At 68.4% G+C, this 14,949-nt stretch carries 14 protein-coding genes; 7 read left to right on the top strand and 7 right to left on the bottom strand.

Features of this window, described 5'->3' with window-relative positions; translation table 11 throughout:
• Positions 1–27 precede the first annotated feature (27 nt).
• A complete protein-coding gene (locus ACSQ24_RS20585) occupies positions 28–1,104 on the top strand; it encodes a citrate synthase/methylcitrate synthase (RefSeq protein WP_436096479.1) in 1,077 nt (358 codons plus the stop codon).
• Positions 1,105–1,287: 183 nt separating this feature from the next.
• On the opposite strand, the gene ACSQ24_RS20580 is transcribed toward ACSQ24_RS20585, so the two are convergent.
• The 5 genes from ACSQ24_RS20580 to hutI form a co-directional block, all read right to left on the bottom strand.
• Positions 1,288–1,854, bottom strand: coding sequence for a HutD/Ves family protein (locus tag ACSQ24_RS20580; RefSeq protein ID WP_436096478.1), 567 nt, complete (start codon positions 1,852–1,854; stop codon positions 1,288–1,290).
• 162 nt (positions 1,855–2,016) lie between these two features.
• Positions 2,017–3,684 (bottom strand): urocanate hydratase, encoded by a 1,668-nt coding sequence (gene hutU, locus ACSQ24_RS20575; protein ID WP_436096477.1) that lies wholly within the window; start codon positions 3,682–3,684, stop codon positions 2,017–2,019.
• On the bottom strand, positions 3,681–4,490 hold the full coding sequence (hutG, locus tag ACSQ24_RS20570) for an N-formylglutamate deformylase (protein WP_436096476.1): 810 nt from the start codon (positions 4,488–4,490) through the stop codon (positions 3,681–3,683). The genes hutU and hutG overlap by 4 nt, the downstream gene beginning before the upstream one ends.
• A gap of 235 nt (positions 4,491–4,725) precedes the next feature.
• Entirely contained in the window at positions 4,726–6,252 is a 1,527-nt protein-coding gene (gene hutH / locus ACSQ24_RS20565; RefSeq protein WP_436096475.1) for a histidine ammonia-lyase, read from the bottom strand.
• Entirely contained in the window at positions 6,249–7,493 is a 1,245-nt protein-coding gene (gene hutI / locus ACSQ24_RS20560; protein ID WP_436096474.1) for an imidazolonepropionase, read from the bottom strand. Before hutI ends, hutH begins: the two co-directional genes overlap by 4 nt.
• 80 nt (positions 7,494–7,573) lie before the next feature.
• Between hutI and ACSQ24_RS20555 the strand changes: the two genes are divergently transcribed.
• The gene (locus tag ACSQ24_RS20555) at positions 7,574–8,941 is read left to right on the top strand and encodes a formimidoylglutamate deiminase (protein ID WP_436096473.1); all 1,368 of its coding nucleotides are present in this window, start codon (positions 7,574–7,576) and stop codon (positions 8,939–8,941) included.
• 14 nt (positions 8,942–8,955) lie between these two features.
• A complete protein-coding gene (gene hutC / locus ACSQ24_RS20550) occupies positions 8,956–9,705 on the top strand; it encodes a histidine utilization repressor (RefSeq protein ID WP_436096472.1) in 750 nt (249 codons plus the stop codon).
• Between the two features lie 54 nt (positions 9,706–9,759).
• On the opposite strand, the gene ACSQ24_RS20545 is transcribed toward hutC, so the two are convergent.
• Positions 9,760–10,026: a glycine zipper domain-containing protein gene (locus ACSQ24_RS20545; RefSeq protein ID WP_436096471.1), complete on the bottom strand. Its 267-nt coding sequence runs from the start codon at positions 10,024–10,026 to the stop codon at positions 9,760–9,762.
• Between the two features lie 316 nt (positions 10,027–10,342).
• Here ACSQ24_RS20545 and ACSQ24_RS20540 point away from each other — a divergent pair, with 316 nt between their 5' ends.
• The 4 genes from ACSQ24_RS20540 (at position 10,343) to ACSQ24_RS20525 (ending at position 13,536) form a co-directional block, all read left to right on the top strand.
• On the top strand, positions 10,343–10,714 hold the full coding sequence (locus tag ACSQ24_RS20540) for a PRC-barrel domain-containing protein (RefSeq protein WP_436096470.1): 372 nt from the start codon (positions 10,343–10,345) through the stop codon (positions 10,712–10,714).
• 231 nt (positions 10,715–10,945) lie between these two features.
• Entirely contained in the window at positions 10,946–11,842 is an 897-nt protein-coding gene (locus ACSQ24_RS20535; RefSeq protein ID WP_436096469.1) for a transglutaminase-like domain-containing protein, read from the top strand.
• A 1-nt stretch (position 11,843) separates the two neighbouring features.
• A complete protein-coding gene (locus ACSQ24_RS20530) occupies positions 11,844–12,794 on the top strand; it encodes a diacylglycerol/lipid kinase family protein (RefSeq protein WP_436096468.1) in 951 nt (316 codons plus the stop codon).
• 46 nt (positions 12,795–12,840) lie between these two features.
• Positions 12,841–13,536, top strand: a complete 696-nt coding sequence (locus ACSQ24_RS20525) for a phosphatase PAP2 family protein (protein WP_436096467.1) — start codon at positions 12,841–12,843, stop codon at positions 13,534–13,536.
• 113 nt (positions 13,537–13,649) lie between these two features.
• Here the strand turns inward: ACSQ24_RS20525 and ACSQ24_RS20520 are convergent, their stop codons facing one another.
• Complete coding sequence (locus tag ACSQ24_RS20520; protein ID WP_436096466.1) at positions 13,650–14,864, bottom strand: polyhydroxyalkanoate depolymerase; 1,215 nt, start codon at positions 14,862–14,864, stop codon at positions 13,650–13,652.
• Positions 14,865–14,949: the final 85 nt, after the last annotated feature.

Raw genomic sequence — 14,949 nt, 5'->3', positions numbered from 1 at the left:
GGCGAATGCTTTTGAGGAGTTCAACTCATGTCCGATGGTCTCGATGACGTCGTCGCCGCCCATACCGTGCTCTCGGAAGTCGACGGCGCCGCCGGTCGCCTGGTGATCCGCGGCCACAGCCTCGCGGAGCTCGCCGGCCGAACCAGCTTCGAGGAGATGGCGGCGCTGATGCTCGACGGCTTGCTGCCCGGCCTGCCGACGGGGCGCGAGTTGCCGGCTGCGCTCGGCCGCGCCCGTGCCGATCTCTTCGGCATCGTCGAGCGCACTGCACTTGCGGACGGTCTCGGACCGGTCGAGGCGGTGCGTGCCTGGACCGCTCAGATCATGGATGGGGAGGGGCCCGAGACGGCGCTGAAGCTGCTCGCTGCGCCGGCCGTCTTCACGGCGGCCGCTGTCCGCAAGCGGCGTGGCCTTGCCCCGATCGCGCCCGATCCAGCGCTGTCGCAGGCGGCCGATACGCTGCGCATGCTGCGCGGCGAGGCGCCGACGGCGACCCAGGCGGCGGCGCTCGACACCTATCTCGTTACCGTCGCCGATCACGGCCTCAACGCCTCGACCTTCGCGGCCCGCGTCGTCGCCTCGACCCGGGCCGGGCTGGTCTCGGCCGTGCTGGCCGGGATCAGCGCGCTCAAGGGTCCGCTGCATGGCGGCGCGCCGGGGCCGGTGATCGAGATGCTCGATGCGATCGGCGAGCCGGCCAATGCCCGCGCCTGGCTGGAGGATGCGCTGGGTCGCGGCGAGCGTTTGATGGGCTTCGGCCATCGCATCTATCGTGTCCGCGATCCGCGCGCCGATGCGCTGAAGCAGGCGATTGCGAAGCTCGGCGCCGATGCCGGGCGCCTGCGCCTTGCCGAGGCGGTCGAGCAGGCGGCGCTCGCCATCCTGCGCGAGCGCAAACCCGGCCGTTCGCTGGAAACCAATGTCGAGTTCTACACGGCGCTGCTGCTCGAGGCGCTCGGCTTCCCGCCCGAGGCCTTCACCTGCGTCTTCGCGCTCGGCCGCACCACCGGCTGGCTCGCCCATGCCCGCGAGCAGATCGAGACCGGCCGGCTGATCCGGCCGCAATCGGTCTATGTCGGCCCGCAGCCGCGGCGGGCGGCGTAGGAGAGAATGGGCGACGGCGTAGATGGCATCCGCGGGGAACCCTTCTCCCGAGTGGGAGAAGGGCAGGGATGAGGGCCTGCCCTAACCGCAGAAGGCGCTGCGGTATCCCCATCGCCCCAGTAATCAGCGGCGGTCCCTCACCCCTACCCCTCTCCCATCCGGGAGAGGGGTTCCCGCGCCTGTCTACGATGCCGTTAGCCAAACTGCGTAGAGTTCCGCTTGAGCACCATCACTGTCGGCAACCAGCTCAACGCGCCCCGGCGCGTCGAGGATCGCGCTGTCGCCGGCGGCGAGCGCCACGTCGTTCACCTGCCAGTCACCCTTGCGGGCGACCAACACCAGCAGGCCTTCGCTTGCGGCGAGCGACGCAGCGCCAGACAGGCGCTCGACCCGGTGCCGCCAGCGACCGCGCCGGGACATCACATTGAGATCGTCGATCGGCCCCTCGACCAGCAGCCCGTCGACGGCCCGGTCGGCGGCAAAGGGGTAGGGCGTGCTGGTGCGATCCAGCCTGACGCATTCGCCATCGCCGAAGGCCAGCGTGATGCCGGCTCCGGTCAGGACCGACAGCGTCCGGTCGATGCCGGGAAAGGATGAGAACGGTCCGTCCTGCCCGACATGGGCCATGCTGATGCGCCAGTCGAAATCATCAAGCGAGGCGCCTTCCGGCGCGACCGCGATCTCGGTGGTCGTCCCGCCGCCGTTTTTCCACGGCATGGAGAGGCAGTCGGCGGCGCGGATGATGCGCATCGAACGGTCCTTCGAATTCAAGCGGGTCCCCTTGTCATTCCGGGGCGTCCGAAGGGCGAACCCGGAACCCACGACGGGGTGCACCGTGATGGTCAGGTCGGGCTCGCCCAGTCATGGGTTCCGGGTTCTCCGCTGCGCGGAGCCCCGGAATGACACGTGGGGTCAGCCCAAAATCCCCGGCAGCTTCAGGCCCTTCTCTCGGGCGCAGTCGAGCGCGATGTCGTAGCCGGCATCGGCATGGCGCATCACGCCGGTGGCCGGGTCGTTCCAGAGCACGCGTTCCAGCCGCTTGGCTGCTTCCGGCGTGCCGTCGGCGACGATGACGACGCCTGAATGCTGCGAATAGCCCATGCCGACGCCGCCGCCATGGTGCAGCGAGACCCAGGTCGCGCCGCCGGCGGTGTTGAGCAGGGCGTTGAGCAGCGGCCAGTCGGAGACCGCGTCCGAGCCGTCCTTCATCGCTTCGGTCTCGCGGTTAGGCGAGGCGACCGAGCCGGAATCGAGATGGTCGCGGCCGATCACGATCGGCGCCTTGACTTCGCCCTTGGCCACCATCTCGTTGAAGGCGAGGCCGAGCCGGTGCCTGTCACCGAGGCCGACCCAACAGATGCGCGCCGGCAGGCCCTGGAACTGGATGCGCTCGCGCGCCATGTCGAGCCAGTTGTGCAGGTGCTTGTCGTCGGGCAGCAGCTCCTTGACGCGCTGGTCGGTGCGGTAGATGTCCTCCGGATCGCCGGAGAGAGCGGCCCAGCGGAACGGGCCGATGCCGCGGCAGAACAGCGGGCGGATATAGGCCGGCACGAAGCCCGGGAAATCGAAGGCGTTGTCGACGCCCATATCCTTGGCCATCTGGCGGATGTTGTTGCCGTAGTCGAGCGTCGGCACGCCCATCCTCTGGAAGTCGAGCATCGCCTTCACATGCTCGGCCATCGACTTCTTGGCGGCCTCGATGGTACCCGCCGGGTCGCGCTCCTTACGCTCCTCCCACTCTTCCAGGGTCCAGCCGGCCGGCAGATAGCCGTTGAGCGGATCATGCGCCGAGGTCTGGTCGGTGACGACATCCGGGCGGATGCCGCGGCGGACCATGTCGGGGAAGATCTCGGCGGCGTTGCCGAGCACGCCGACCGAGACGGCGCGGCCCTTGGCGTGGGCGGCTTCGATGATCTTCAGGGCTTCGTCGACGCTGTCGGCCTTCTCGTCGAGATAGCGGGTGCGCAGGCGGAAATCGATGCTCGACGGCTTGCACTCGACCGCGATCATCGAGGCGCCGGCCATGGTCGCGGCCAGCGGCTGGGCGCCGCCCATGCCGCCGAGCCCGCCGGTCAGAACCCATTTGCCCTTGAGCGAGCCGCCATAATGCTGGCGGCCGACCTCGACGAAGGTCTCGTAGGTGCCCTGAACGATGCCCTGCGTGCCGATATAAATCCAGGAGCCGGCCGTCATCTGGCCGTACATCATCAGCCCGAGCTTATCGAGATGATGGAAATGCTCCCAATTGGCATAGGCCGGGACGAGGTTGGAATTCGCGATCAGCACGCGCGGCGCGTCCGCATGAGTCCTGAAGATGCCGACCGGCTTGCCGGACTGGACCAGCAGGGTCTCGTCGGCCTCGAGCGAGCGCAGGCTGGCGCAGATCCGGTCGAAATCCTCCCAGGTGCGGGCGGCGCGGCCGATGCCGCCATAGACCACGAGCTCACCCGGCTTCTCGGCGACATCCGGGTCGAGATTGTTCATCAGCATGCGCAGCGCAGCTTCGGTCAGCCAGGACTTGGCGCTGCGCTCGTTGCCGTGGGGCGCGCGGATGACGCGGCTGTTGTCGATGCGGGTCATGGCTTGCTCCGTTCGAGCTTGGTGGCGGCGGCGATCGCGGCCTCGATCATGGTGGAGAGAGTGGCTTGCAGGCTGGCGGCCTTGGCGGGCGCGAAGGTCCAGGGCGCGGCTTCGTCGTCGAGATAGGCCGAGAGCGCGATCTCCATCTGGAGCGCGTGAACGTGCTCGGCCGGTTGGCCGTAATGGCGGGTGATCCAGCCGCCCTTGAAGCGGCCGTTGACCACCTGCGTGAAGGCGCTGTCGGCCATCGCCGCGGCGGCAGCGGCCTCGACGGAAGGTGCAGCGCTCGCGCCGGAATTGGTGCCGAGATTGAGCGTCGGCAGCGTGCCGGGGAACAGGCGTGGGATCACCGGCTTGATCGAATGGCAGTCCCAGAGCAGGCAGAAGCCGTGCCGTGCCCTGGCGTGTGCGATCTCGGCGGCGAGTGCGTCGTGATAGGGCCGGAAGTAAGCCTCGCGCCGGCGGATAATCTCGGCCTCGTCCGGCGTGGTCTGCCAGATCGGCGCGCCGTCGAAGGTGGTGGTCGGCACCAGCTCGGTCGTCGCCTGGCCGGGATAGAGCGAGACGCCGGCCGGGTCGCGGTTAAGGTCGATGACGAAGCGCGACAATTGCGCCTCGACGATGCTCGGCTGGAAGCGCTCGGCGAAGGCGTAGAGCTGGCGCATATGCCAGTCGGTGTCCTCGACGAGGCGGCCGCGCGCATTGAGCTGCGCCGCGACCTCGCCCGGCAGGCCGGTGCCGGGATGCGGCATCGACAGCACGAGCGGGGAGGCGCCGCGCGTGACGGAGACGGTGTTGGTGCTCATGCACGGCGTCCTTCGCTGTGTCGCCGGGCGTTGAAGCCGAGCGACATCCCAACGAGAAAAAGCGCGGGGAACCCCTCTCCTGTAAGGAGAGGGGCAGGGGTGAGGTGTAGGCCCGAAATCGTTGGCCTGAACCCGACCGCGCGGTGAGCGCCGCGCCTCACTGGTCGAGGGGCCGACCCCTCACCCTGCCCTCTCCCTCCGGGAGAGGGTTCCCCGCGCTTGTTGTTGCGAGGGCTCACCTCTCGAACTCCGCGAAGCTGTCGACGCCGGCCGCCTGGCCGAGCGCACCCGAGAGGACGAGTTCCGTCGCCGCCGCGAGATCTGGCGCGAGATAGCGGTCCTCGGTCAGCGGCGCGATTCTTTCGCGGATCAGCGCCAGAACGGGCTCCAGCCGCGGCGAGGTCTTCAGCGGCCGGTGATGCTCGATCGCCTCGGCGGCGGCCATGAGTTCCACGGCGACGATGCTCGCCGCGTTCTTCGCCATCTCGATCAGGCGGAAGGCGCCATGCGTCGCCATCGAGACATGGTCTTCCTGATTGGCCGAGGTCGGGATGGTGTCGACCGAGGCCGGATAGGCCCGCTGCTTGTTCTCCGAGGCGAGGGCCGCGGCCGTCACCTGCGCGATCATGAAGCCGGAGTTGAGGCCGGCATCGCGGGCGAGGAAGGGCGGCAGGCCGCTCATGACGGGATCGACCAGCAGCGCGATGCGGCGCTCGGCGAGGTTGCCGATCTCGCAGACGCCCATCGCCAGCATGTCGGCGGCGAAGGCGACCGGCTCGGCGTGGAAATTGCCGCCCGAGACGATCTCGCCCGGCCCGAGCACCAGCGGATTGTCGGTGACCGCATTGGCCTCGATCGCCAGCGTCGCCACGACATTGGCGAGCAGGTCGCGCACCGCGCCCATCACCTGCGGCTGGCAGCGCAGCGAATAGGGGTCCTGCACCTTGGAGTCGCCGAAGCGGTGGCTCTCGCGGATCTCGCTGCCGGCGATCAGCTGTAGCAGCAATGCTGCGACCTTGATCTGCCCGGGCTGGCCGCGCAGCTGCTGGATGCGCGGGTCGAACGGCGTGTCCGAGCCCTTCAGCGCATCGACCGAGAGCGCGCCGGCGATCAGCGCCGCATCGAAGACGCGGGCGATGCTGGCGAGCCCGGCCAGCGCCAGCGAGGCCGAGACCTGCGTGCCGTTGATCAGCGCGAGGCCCTCCTTGGCGCCAAGCGCCAGCGGCGCCTGGCCGATGCGCTTCAGCGCCTCGGCCGCCGGCAGCACTTCGCCCTTCAGCCTGACCTCGCCGACGCCCATCAGCGCCGCGGTGAGATGTGCGAGCGGGGCGAGATCGCCCGAGGCGCCGACCGAGCCCTTGGCCGGCACGACCGGCAGCGCGCCGGCCCTTAGCGCGCCGATCAGCGCCTCGACCACCACGGGGCGGACACCGGACGCGCCGCGGGCCAGGCTCGCCGCCTTCATGGCGAGGATCAGGGAAACGACCTCGTCCGGCAAGGCAGGGCCGGTGCCGACCGCATGCGAGAGGATGAGGTTGCGCTGCAGCTTGGCGAGATCATTGTCGGCGATGCGCACGCTGGCGAGCTTGCCGAAGCCGGTATTGACGCCATAGGTCACGGTGCCCGCGGCGACGATGTCGTCAACGATCGCCTGCGCGGCGGCGATCGCGCCGGTCTCCGTGAGAGAGATGGTGGCGCCGTCGAGGACATCGCGCCAGTCGGCGAGGCGGGCCTCGCCGGGAGTGAGGGAGAGCGTGGTCATTGTCCGTTCCGGATGCGGGCGTGAAGCGGGTTGAAGCCGATGCGGTAGGCGAGTTCGGCCGGGCGCTCGATCTCCCAGATCGCGAGATCGCAGGCCTTGCCGGCTTCGAGCGTGCCGATCTCATCCTGGAGGCCGAGGGCGCGGGCGGCGTTGCGGGTCATGCCGGCCAGCGCCTCCTCCGGCGTCAGCCGGAACAGAGTGCAGCCCATGTTCATGGTCAGCAGCGGCGAGGTCAGCGGCGAGGTGCCGGGATTGGCGTCGGTGGCGAGCGCGATCGGCACGCCATGCTGGCGCAGAAGCTCGATCGGCGGTTTCACCGTCTCGCGCAGGAAGTAGAAGGCGCCGGGCAGCACCACCGCGACAGTGCCGGCCTTGGCCATGGCGATCACGCCGGCTTCGTCGAGATGTTCGAGATGGTCGGCCGAGAGCGCGCCAAAGCCGGCGGCCAGCGCCGCGCCGCCGAGATTGGAGAGCTGCTCGGCGTGGATCTTGATCGCAAGGCCCTTCGCCTTGGCTGCGGTGAAGACGCGGGCGGTCTCGTCGGGCGAGAAGGCGATGCCCTCGCAGAACACGTCAACGGCGTCGGCGAGCTTCTGCTCGGCGATCGCATCGAGCATCGGGCCGCAGACCAGGTCGATATAGTCGCCGGAGCGGCCCTTGAATTCGGCCGGCACGGCATGGGCGCCGAGGAAGGTGGTCTGCACTCCGACCGGACGCTCGCGCCCGAGCCGGCGGGCGACGGCCAAGACCTTGACCTCGCTCTCGGTATCGAGCCCGTAGCCCGACTTGATCTCGACGGTGGTGACGCCTTCGGCGATCAGGGCAGCGAGGCGCTTGTCGGCGCTGGCGAAAAGCTCGTCCTCGCTCGCCGCGCGCGTCGCCTTGACGCTGGAGACGATGCCGCCGCCGGCGCGGGCGATCTCCTCATAGCTCGCGCCCTTGAGGCGCAGTTCGAACTCGTTGGCGCGGTCGCCGCCATAGACGAGATGGGTATGGCAATCGATCAGCCCCGGCGTGATCCAGCGCCCCTCGCAGTCGACCACCTCGGCGCTGCCGAAGGCGGGCGCCTTGGCGCGCGGGCCGGCGAAAGCGATGCGGCCGTCACGGGTGACGACGACGCCGTCCTCGATCGCGCCATAGGGCGTGCCTGCATCGGCCGCCATGGTCGCGAGCCGTGCGTTGGTCCACACTCGCTCGCTGGGGGAAGGGGTCGCCAACACGTCGCTTCCTCTCGACTTCATTCGCCTTATGGCTATGCTAGACAATTGCATATGCAATTAGCAAGCTTCATTTGCATATGCAATTAAACGAGGACGCCAGCGTGACCGGATCGACGACACTGCATCTCGCCCAGGCGCTGCTGCCCGAGGGCTTCGCCGAGAACGTCACGCTGACGCTCGCTCATGGAACGATCATGTCGGTCGCGGCGGGGCAGGCGGCACCTGCGGGTGCGACGAAGCTCGCAGGCCTCGCGCTGCCCGGCCTTCCCAATCTGCACAGCCACACCTTCCAGCGCGGCATGGCCGGCCTCGCCGAGCGGCGCGGCGCTTCCGAGGATTCCTTCTGGACCTGGCGCGAGGTGATGTACCGCTTCCTCGACCGCCTGAGCCCGGACGATGTCCAGGCGATCGCGGCGCAGGCCATGGTCGAGATGCTGGAAGGCGGTTTCACCGCCCTCGCCGAGTTCCATTATCTGCATCACGACAAGGATGGCCGTCCCTATGGCGACATCGCTGCGATGGGGGCGGCGATCGCGGCGGCGTCCGAAGAGACCGGCATCGGCCTGACCCTGTTGCCGGTGCTCTATCGCTACGGCAATTTCGGCAATGCGCCGGCCGCGGCTGGCCAGCGCCGCTTCCTCAACGATCGCGATGCCTATGCCCGCCTGATCGAAGGCAGCGAGAAGGCGGTAGCCAGTCTGCCGGACGCCCGCGTCGGCCTCGCCCCGCATTCGCTGCGGGCGGTGGCGCTCGAAGACCTGACCTGGATTACGGAGCTGCGCCAGAACGTGCCGCTGCACATCCATGTCGCCGAGCAGACCCGCGAGGTCGACGACAGCCTCGCCATTACCGGCCGCCGCCCGGTCGAGCTGCTGATGCATAACGTCGCGGTCGACGCACGCTGGTGCCTGATCCATGCGACGCATCTCAGCGATGCCGAACGTGATGCGATGGCGCTGTCCGGCGCCGTCGCGGGCCTGTGCCCGATCACCGAGGCCAATCTCGGCGATGGCATCTTCGACGGCGTGCGCTACCGCGAGAAGGGCGGACGCATCGGCGTCGGCAGCGATTCCAATGTCGAGATCGGGGCCGGCGGCGAACTGCGCCTGCTCGAATATTCGCAGCGTCTGCGCGACCGGCGGCGTGCGCTCTGGGCTGAAGCTGGCGTCTCGGCCGGTCTCAGGCTCTGGCAGGACGCCTGCGCCGGCGGGGCGCAGGCCTGTGGCCGCAGCATCGGCGCGATCGCCGCCGGCCACCGCGCCGACCTCGTCACGCTCGATGCCGAGCATCCCGCCATCGTCGGCAAAGGCGGCGACTTCGCCCTCGACAGTGCGATCTTCGCCGCTCCTGCTCTGCCGGTCGCGGAGGTGATCGTCGGTGGAAAGCCTGTGGTCAGCGCCGGCCGCCACATTGACCGCGCCCGCATCGCTGCCCGCTATGGCCAGGTGATCCGCAATCTCCTCGCCTGAGAGTCAGGGAGCCGATGTCAGCCCCTCAGATCGATGCCGTGACGCTGGATGGAGCCGGGCCGCTCTACGACCAGATCCGCCGCGCGGTCCGCGATCTGATCCTGGCCGGGACCTGGCCGCCGGGCACAGGGGTGCCGCCGGAACACGCACTGATGGAGCGTCTTGGCGCCTCCCGCATGACCGTGCATCGCGCGCTCGCGCAGCTTGCCCGCGAGGGGCTGATCACGCGCCGGCGCCGTTCGGGCACGATCGTCGCGAGCCCGCCGGCGAGCCACGCCATGCTCGACATCCTCTCGATCCCGCAGGAGGTTCGCGAGCTCGGGCAGGCCTACAGCTATCGCATCCTGCAACGGCGTGACGGCAAGGTGCAGCGTGAGATTGCCGCGCGCTTCGGGCTCGGTCGAGCCGCCGAGATCGCACACCTGACCTTGCTGCATTTCGCGGGAAGCGCGCCGCATGTGCTGGAAGACCGGGTGATCCATCTTTCGACCATCCCGCAGGTCGCGGACGAGACCTTTGCCGAGACGCCGCCGGGCGACTGGCTGCTTCAGAACAGCCTCTGGAGCCAGGCGGAGCACGCGATCAGCGCAGTCGCCGCCGAGCCGCACGAGGCGGAGCTGTTGAAGGTCGATGCCGGGGAGCCTTGCCTCCTGGTCGAGCGCCGGACCTGGAACCAGGCCGAGCCGATCACCGCCGTGCGATTGCTCTATCCGGGCGGCCGCCACCGCTTCGTCGGCCGTTTCGGGCCTTACGGACAGGTGTAAGGGGGCGAGTGGCGAATGGCGAGTGGAATTCGCCAATCGCCATTCGCCTCTTTATCAGCAGGAGTAGCGGACGCGCCGGCCCCATTCGTCACGGCCGACGCAGACGCGGTCCGGTGACGTCGCGTGGCCGATGATGGCGCCGCCGGCGCCGCCGATCGCAGCGCCGGCCAGAGCGCCACCGGCGCGACCCGTCGCGGCGCCGCCGATGAGGGCACCCGCTCCAGCGCCGATCAGCGCACCGGTCGCGGTTCTTTCTTCACGGGGCGTGCACGCACCAAGCGCAGCCACCGCGGCGGTCACGAGAAGGAACTTCTTCATCATCGGACGTTTCCTTTGCTTGTGTCTGCTGCGAACGCGCACATGGCGCATCGCGGCGAGGCATCGCCTGTTCGCCGCCTGGTTTCGCACCGACGCAAATCCGCGCGGCCGATCGTTCGCTGCCCTGTCAAACAGCAGGCTCCGGGTTTTGTTCCGCGTCGCGCTCGGCTGGGCCTTCGTCCGGCCGATCCCCGGGACTTCTGAAGCGCACAATTTTGTCGTCTGAGGCGGGAACCTAGGCGCTGACGCCGGGTTGAAGGGACAGGCCGGCCTCGCGCCGTCCAGTCCGATATTCATGGAGGAACCGATGAGCGCTACGATGACCGCAGCCTCTCACGCCGCCAACCCGCTGATCGCCGGCGCTCGCGTTGCCGGCACCGATGTCTACAACACCGCCAGCGAGCATCTCGGCTCGATCTACGACGTCATGCTCGACAAGGCGACCGGCAAGGTCGCCTACGCGATCATGTCGTTCGGCGGCTTTCTCGGCCTCGGTGAGAAATACCACCCGATCCCGTGGAGCATGCTCGACTATGACGTCGAGAAGGGTGGCTATGTCGTCCCACTCACCCGCGAGAAGCTCGAAGCCGCTCCGATGTACGGCGCCGATGGCGAGCCCGACTGGCACGACAAGGAGTACGGCAAGCGGGTGCACGATTACTACGGCACGATGCCGTACTGGATGATGTGAGAGCGCGCCGTACGGCCTGCGTTCCACACAAGGGCGCAACTCGCGGCGGTCGCTATCCCCCCAGCCGGATCGTCGTGATTGCGTGGTGCGGGCCGAAAGGTCCGCACCTTTTTCATGCGCCGATGTGCAGGGCGGGCAGGGAACTTCGCGGGGAGCCGAGCGTCATTGTGTGCCGGCTGGGCGCCGACCAGCCGCGGTGGGGCCGGGCGTTCGTATATCGTCGAGGTCATCATGCATATCCGCTATGGCTACCGGATCGAGGTCGTCTGCGAGCAGCCGACTGCCCTGCTCGTGCTGCTCGATATTCATCCCTCGCGCCGGCACGATCTGATCCGTCCGGATGAGATGCGCGTGGCGCCTGTCATGGGCCGGCCTGCGCCGATCGAGATCAGCCAGCATCTCGATCCGTTCGGCAACATCTGCCGCCGCTTCACCGCGCCGGCAGGTGGTGTCGTGCTCGCATGCGAAGGCCTCATCCATGATAGCGGCGAGCCAGATGCAGCTGATCCTACTGCCCGCGAAGTTATGCCGGCGGACCTGCCGGACGAGGTCCTGCCCTATCTGCTCGGCAGCCGCTATTGCGAGACCGACCGGCTGGCTGACGCCGCCTGGAGCCTGTTCGGCCAGATCGCGCCGGGCTGGGCTCGTGTTCAGGCCGTGACCCAGTTCGTCCATAACCATGTCAGCTTCGGCTACGCCTTTGCGCGCAACACCCGGACCGCAGCCGAGGCCTTCGAGGAGCGGATCGGGGTCTGCCGGGATTTCGCCCATCTCGCCATCGCGCTTTGCCGCTGCCTCAACATCCCGGCGCGTTATTGCAACGGCTATCTCGGCGATATCGGCGTCGTGCCCAACCCGGCGCCGATGGACTTCAACGCCTGGTTCGAGGTCTGGCTCGGTGGGCGCTGGTTTACATTCGACGCCCGGCACAACCAGCGCCGCATTGGCCGCATCGTCCTCGCTCGCGGTCGCGACGCGACCGACGTGCCGATGATCACCTCCTTCGGTCCGCACTGGCTGCGGCGCTTCGAGGTGATCACCGAAGAGGTCGAGGAGGAACCGCTGCGGATTGCGCCGCCGGCGACCCGCCTTGTTCCCGCCAAGAGAGACGCCCATATCGCCGCCTGACATGGCGAAACTGTCGGACCCGTTACCCGAGCTTGAAACGCCGGCGCCAACGCGCTGCTTCCGCGTCATCGCCAATGCGCGTGCCGGCACGGTGCTGGAAGCGGGAGCCGACACCTTCGCGCGGCGCATCGAAGCGGCGTTCGAGGCCGCCGGTTGCCGCGCCGAAGTCGAACTGGTGCCGCCGCGCCAGTTGCGGGAACGCTTGCAAGCCGCGGCTGCCGACGAAGCTACGATCCCCGTCATTGCCGGCGGGGACGGCACCATCAATGGCGCTTTGCCGGTCCTGATCGGCTGCCAGCGGCCGGTCGGCGTGCTGCCGCTCGGCACGATCAACGTGCTCGGCCGTGATCTCGGTCTCACCGGCACGGTGGAGCAGCAGATCGCCGCGCTCTGCCAGGGCGAGCCGGTGGCGATGGATCTCGGCAGCGTCGATGGCCGCCTGTTCCATTCGGTCTCGGGCATGGGCTTCTTCAGCCTGATGGCGCGCCAACGCGAATATGCGCGCCGGCGCTTTCCCTTCAGCCGGCTCGTCGCCTTCCTCTTCGCCGCGATCCGCTCGATCCTGTTCACCCGTCCTATCCGCATCGAGATGGAGATCGCCGGCGAGCGCCGTCTGGTCGAGGCCGATGCGGTTCTGGTCACCGTCAACCAGTTCGACGGTGCCGAATGGCGTCGCACCTGTCTCGATGGCGGCGAGTTCGAGATCCATATCCTCGATACCGGCGGCCCCCTCTCGCGCGCCAAGGCGGCGTTCTCGATGCTGACCGGTGGCTGGCGCAACTCCCGGCACCTGGTCTCGCTGACGGGCACCGCCGTCACCCTGACCCGTCGCGACAAGCGCCGCGGCCATGTCACCTTCGACGGCGAGGTCGAGCGCCGCGCCAGCCCGTTTGCCTATCGTCTGCTGCCAGGTGCGTTGCGCGTCATCGCAGCGCGCTCCCAAGAGACCTGACCATGCCCCGCCCAATCATGGCCCCGCGCTTTCGGACGACGACCTGATGTTCCTGCTCCAGCCTCGCTTCCTTCTGCCCGTCGCCGCCGCCTTCGGTTTCGTCGGGCTGGCGATCTTTGTCGCCTCGGGCCGCGACTTCGCCTTCGACACCACGTTGGTGATGCTGTTTCGCGATGCCGCCGACCCCTCGGTGCCGATCGGCCCTGCCTGGTTGCGCGAGATGATGCGCGACCTCACCGCGCTCGGCAGCTTCGTCGGATTGGGCATCGCGACGGTGATCGCGGCGCTGACGCTGAGACTTTGCGGCCATCGGCCGCTGGCGATCGGCCTGGTGGTCAATGTCCTGGCGGCGACAGTGACGAGCACGTTGCTCAAGCTCGCCTTCGGCCGCGAGCGGCCGGGTATCGTCGAGCATGCCGCGCTGACCTTCACCGCGAGCTTCCCGAGCGGTCACGCCTTCCTTTCAGCGGTGGTGCTCCTCGGCATTGCCGGCTTCGTCGGTATCGCCTCGCGCCGCGCCGACATCGCCCGGGTCTGCCTGTGGACGGCCTGGGTCCTGATCATCGCGATCGGGGTGAGCCGGATCTATCTCGGCGTGCACTGGCCGAGTGACGTGCTCGGCGGCTGGTGCCTTGGCGTCGCCTGGTCCGGCCTCGCCATCTTCCTGATCGGACGTTTCGCGGCTCGGACGGAAGCGAAGATGGCGCAGGTCACCGCGGCAGGCGGCGAGCCAGCCGTGTGAGACGGGCCGGGGCCTTCAGCTACGCGCTCCATCAGGAGAGGAAGCAGCCTGAGGGCGTCGAGATCTCGGTCGGCAGGCACGGCCTGTCGATCAAGGCGAAATAGGCTGGCCGCTCAGCTGTTCGCCAGGATCATGTTGCGGACGATCGGGTAGATCTGGCTCTCCCATTTGCGGCCCGAGAACACGCCGTAATGGCCGACGCCGGCCTGCATGTGGTGGCGCTTGCGGAAGGGCTTGAGCCCACGGCAGAGGTCGTGCGCCGCCGCGGTCTGGCCGAGCGAGCAGATGTCGTCGCGCTCGCCCTCGACCGTGAGCAGCGCCGTCTTGCGGATCGCGCCGCAATCGACGCGCTCGCCGCGATAGGTCAGCGTGCCCGCCGCCAGCCGCGCCTCCTGGAAGATCCACTGCACGGTCTCGAGATAGAACTCGGCCGGCAGGTCGAGCACCGCGAAATACTCGTCGTAGAAGGCCTTGATCGTTTGCGCCTTCTCGGTTTCGCCGGCTGCGAGGTGGGTGAAGAGATCGATATGTGCATTGACGTGCCGGCTCATGTTCATCGCCAGGAAGGCGCCGAGCTGGACGAAGCCGGGATAGACGCGGCGACCGGCGCCGCCATAGCGCCGCGGCACGCTCGAGATCAGGTTGCTGCGGAACCACTCGATCGGCTTGTCGCTGGCGAGCCGGTTGACCGCGGTCGGGTTGATGCGGGTGTCGACCGGCCCCGCCATCAGCGTCATGCTGCGGGCCTGGGCGCGATGGCCGGCCTGCGCCATCACTGCCGCCGCGGTGAGCACCTGCACACAAGGCTGGCAGACCGCGACGAGATGTGCCTGCGGACCGAGCACGTCGAGGAAGTGGATCAGATAGTCGACATAGTCGTCATAGCCGAAGGGGCCGGCCTCGAGCGGCACGTTGCGGGCATTGTGCCAGTCGGTGATGTAGACGTCGTGATCCTGCAGCAGCGTCGCGACGGTGTTGCGCAGCAAGGTGGCGAAATGCCCCGACATCGGCGCGACCACCAGCACCTTCGACTGGGCGAGATCGCTGTCCTTGCGGAAATGCAGCAAGGTACCGAAGGGCAGGGTCAGCGCCGCCTCTTCGATGATAGGCACGTCGCGATTCCCGACGCGGGCGCTGGCGATGCCATAGGGCGGGCGCTCATGCGTGAGCTCGGCCCGCGTCACCATCTCGTAGCCGGCGGCCGCGGCACGCAGGCTCAGCGGCTCGCCGAGCAAGGCGCGGCTGCCGAGCGTCACGATCGCCGCCTGGGCGAGCGCGCGAGCCGGATCGAACAGGTCGGACTGGGCCTGATAGGCGAGATAGAGCATCCGTCTGGTGATCCCGATCGTGCCGCGCCTGCATGGGCCGGTTCACCGTGCAATCGCCGTGCCCGCGCCGCCGCGCTCGTGCCGG

The sequence above is a fragment of the Allobosea sp. LjRoot237 genome, assembly GCF_964253285.1.
Taxonomy (GTDB): domain Bacteria; phylum Pseudomonadota; class Alphaproteobacteria; order Rhizobiales; family Beijerinckiaceae; genus Allobosea.
The sequence above is the reverse complement of the archived record's forward strand: the minus strand, read 5'-3'. Positions and strand labels throughout refer to the sequence as shown.

What these genes read in the sequence shown, in the direction of transcription:
- ACSQ24_RS20535 (WP_436096469.1), top strand. Translation starts at nt 10,946, where the DNA reads ATGCATATCCGCTATGGCTACCGGATCGAGGTCGTCTGCGAGCAGCCG.
- hutI (WP_436096474.1), bottom strand. Translation starts at nt 7,493, where the DNA reads ATGAAGTCGAGAGGAAGCGACGTGTTGGCGACCCCTTCCCCCAGCGAG.
- ACSQ24_RS20580 (WP_436096478.1), bottom strand. Translation starts at nt 1,854, where the DNA reads ATGCGCATCATCCGCGCCGCCGACTGCCTCTCCATGCCGTGGAAAAAC.
- hutG (WP_436096476.1), bottom strand. Translation starts at nt 4,490, where the DNA reads ATGAGCACCAACACCGTCTCCGTCACGCGCGGCGCCTCCCCGCTCGTG.
- ACSQ24_RS20525 (WP_436096467.1), top strand. Translation starts at nt 12,841, where the DNA reads ATGTTCCTGCTCCAGCCTCGCTTCCTTCTGCCCGTCGCCGCCGCCTTC.
- hutU (WP_436096477.1), bottom strand. Translation starts at nt 3,684, where the DNA reads ATGACCCGCATCGACAACAGCCGCGTCATCCGCGCGCCCCACGGCAAC.
- ACSQ24_RS20585 (WP_436096479.1), top strand. Translation starts at nt 28, where the DNA reads ATGTCCGATGGTCTCGATGACGTCGTCGCCGCCCATACCGTGCTCTCG.
- ACSQ24_RS20540 (WP_436096470.1), top strand. Translation starts at nt 10,343, where the DNA reads ATGACCGCAGCCTCTCACGCCGCCAACCCGCTGATCGCCGGCGCTCGC.
- hutC (WP_436096472.1), top strand. Translation starts at nt 8,956, where the DNA reads ATGTCAGCCCCTCAGATCGATGCCGTGACGCTGGATGGAGCCGGGCCG.
- hutH (WP_436096475.1), bottom strand. Translation starts at nt 6,252, where the DNA reads ATGACCACGCTCTCCCTCACTCCCGGCGAGGCCCGCCTCGCCGACTGG.
- ACSQ24_RS20520 (WP_436096466.1), bottom strand. Translation starts at nt 14,864, where the DNA reads ATGCTCTATCTCGCCTATCAGGCCCAGTCCGACCTGTTCGATCCGGCT.
- ACSQ24_RS20545 (WP_436096471.1), bottom strand. Translation starts at nt 10,026, where the DNA reads ATGATGAAGAAGTTCCTTCTCGTGACCGCCGCGGTGGCTGCGCTTGGT.
- ACSQ24_RS20530 (WP_436096468.1), top strand. Translation starts at nt 11,844, where the DNA reads ATGGCGAAACTGTCGGACCCGTTACCCGAGCTTGAAACGCCGGCGCCA.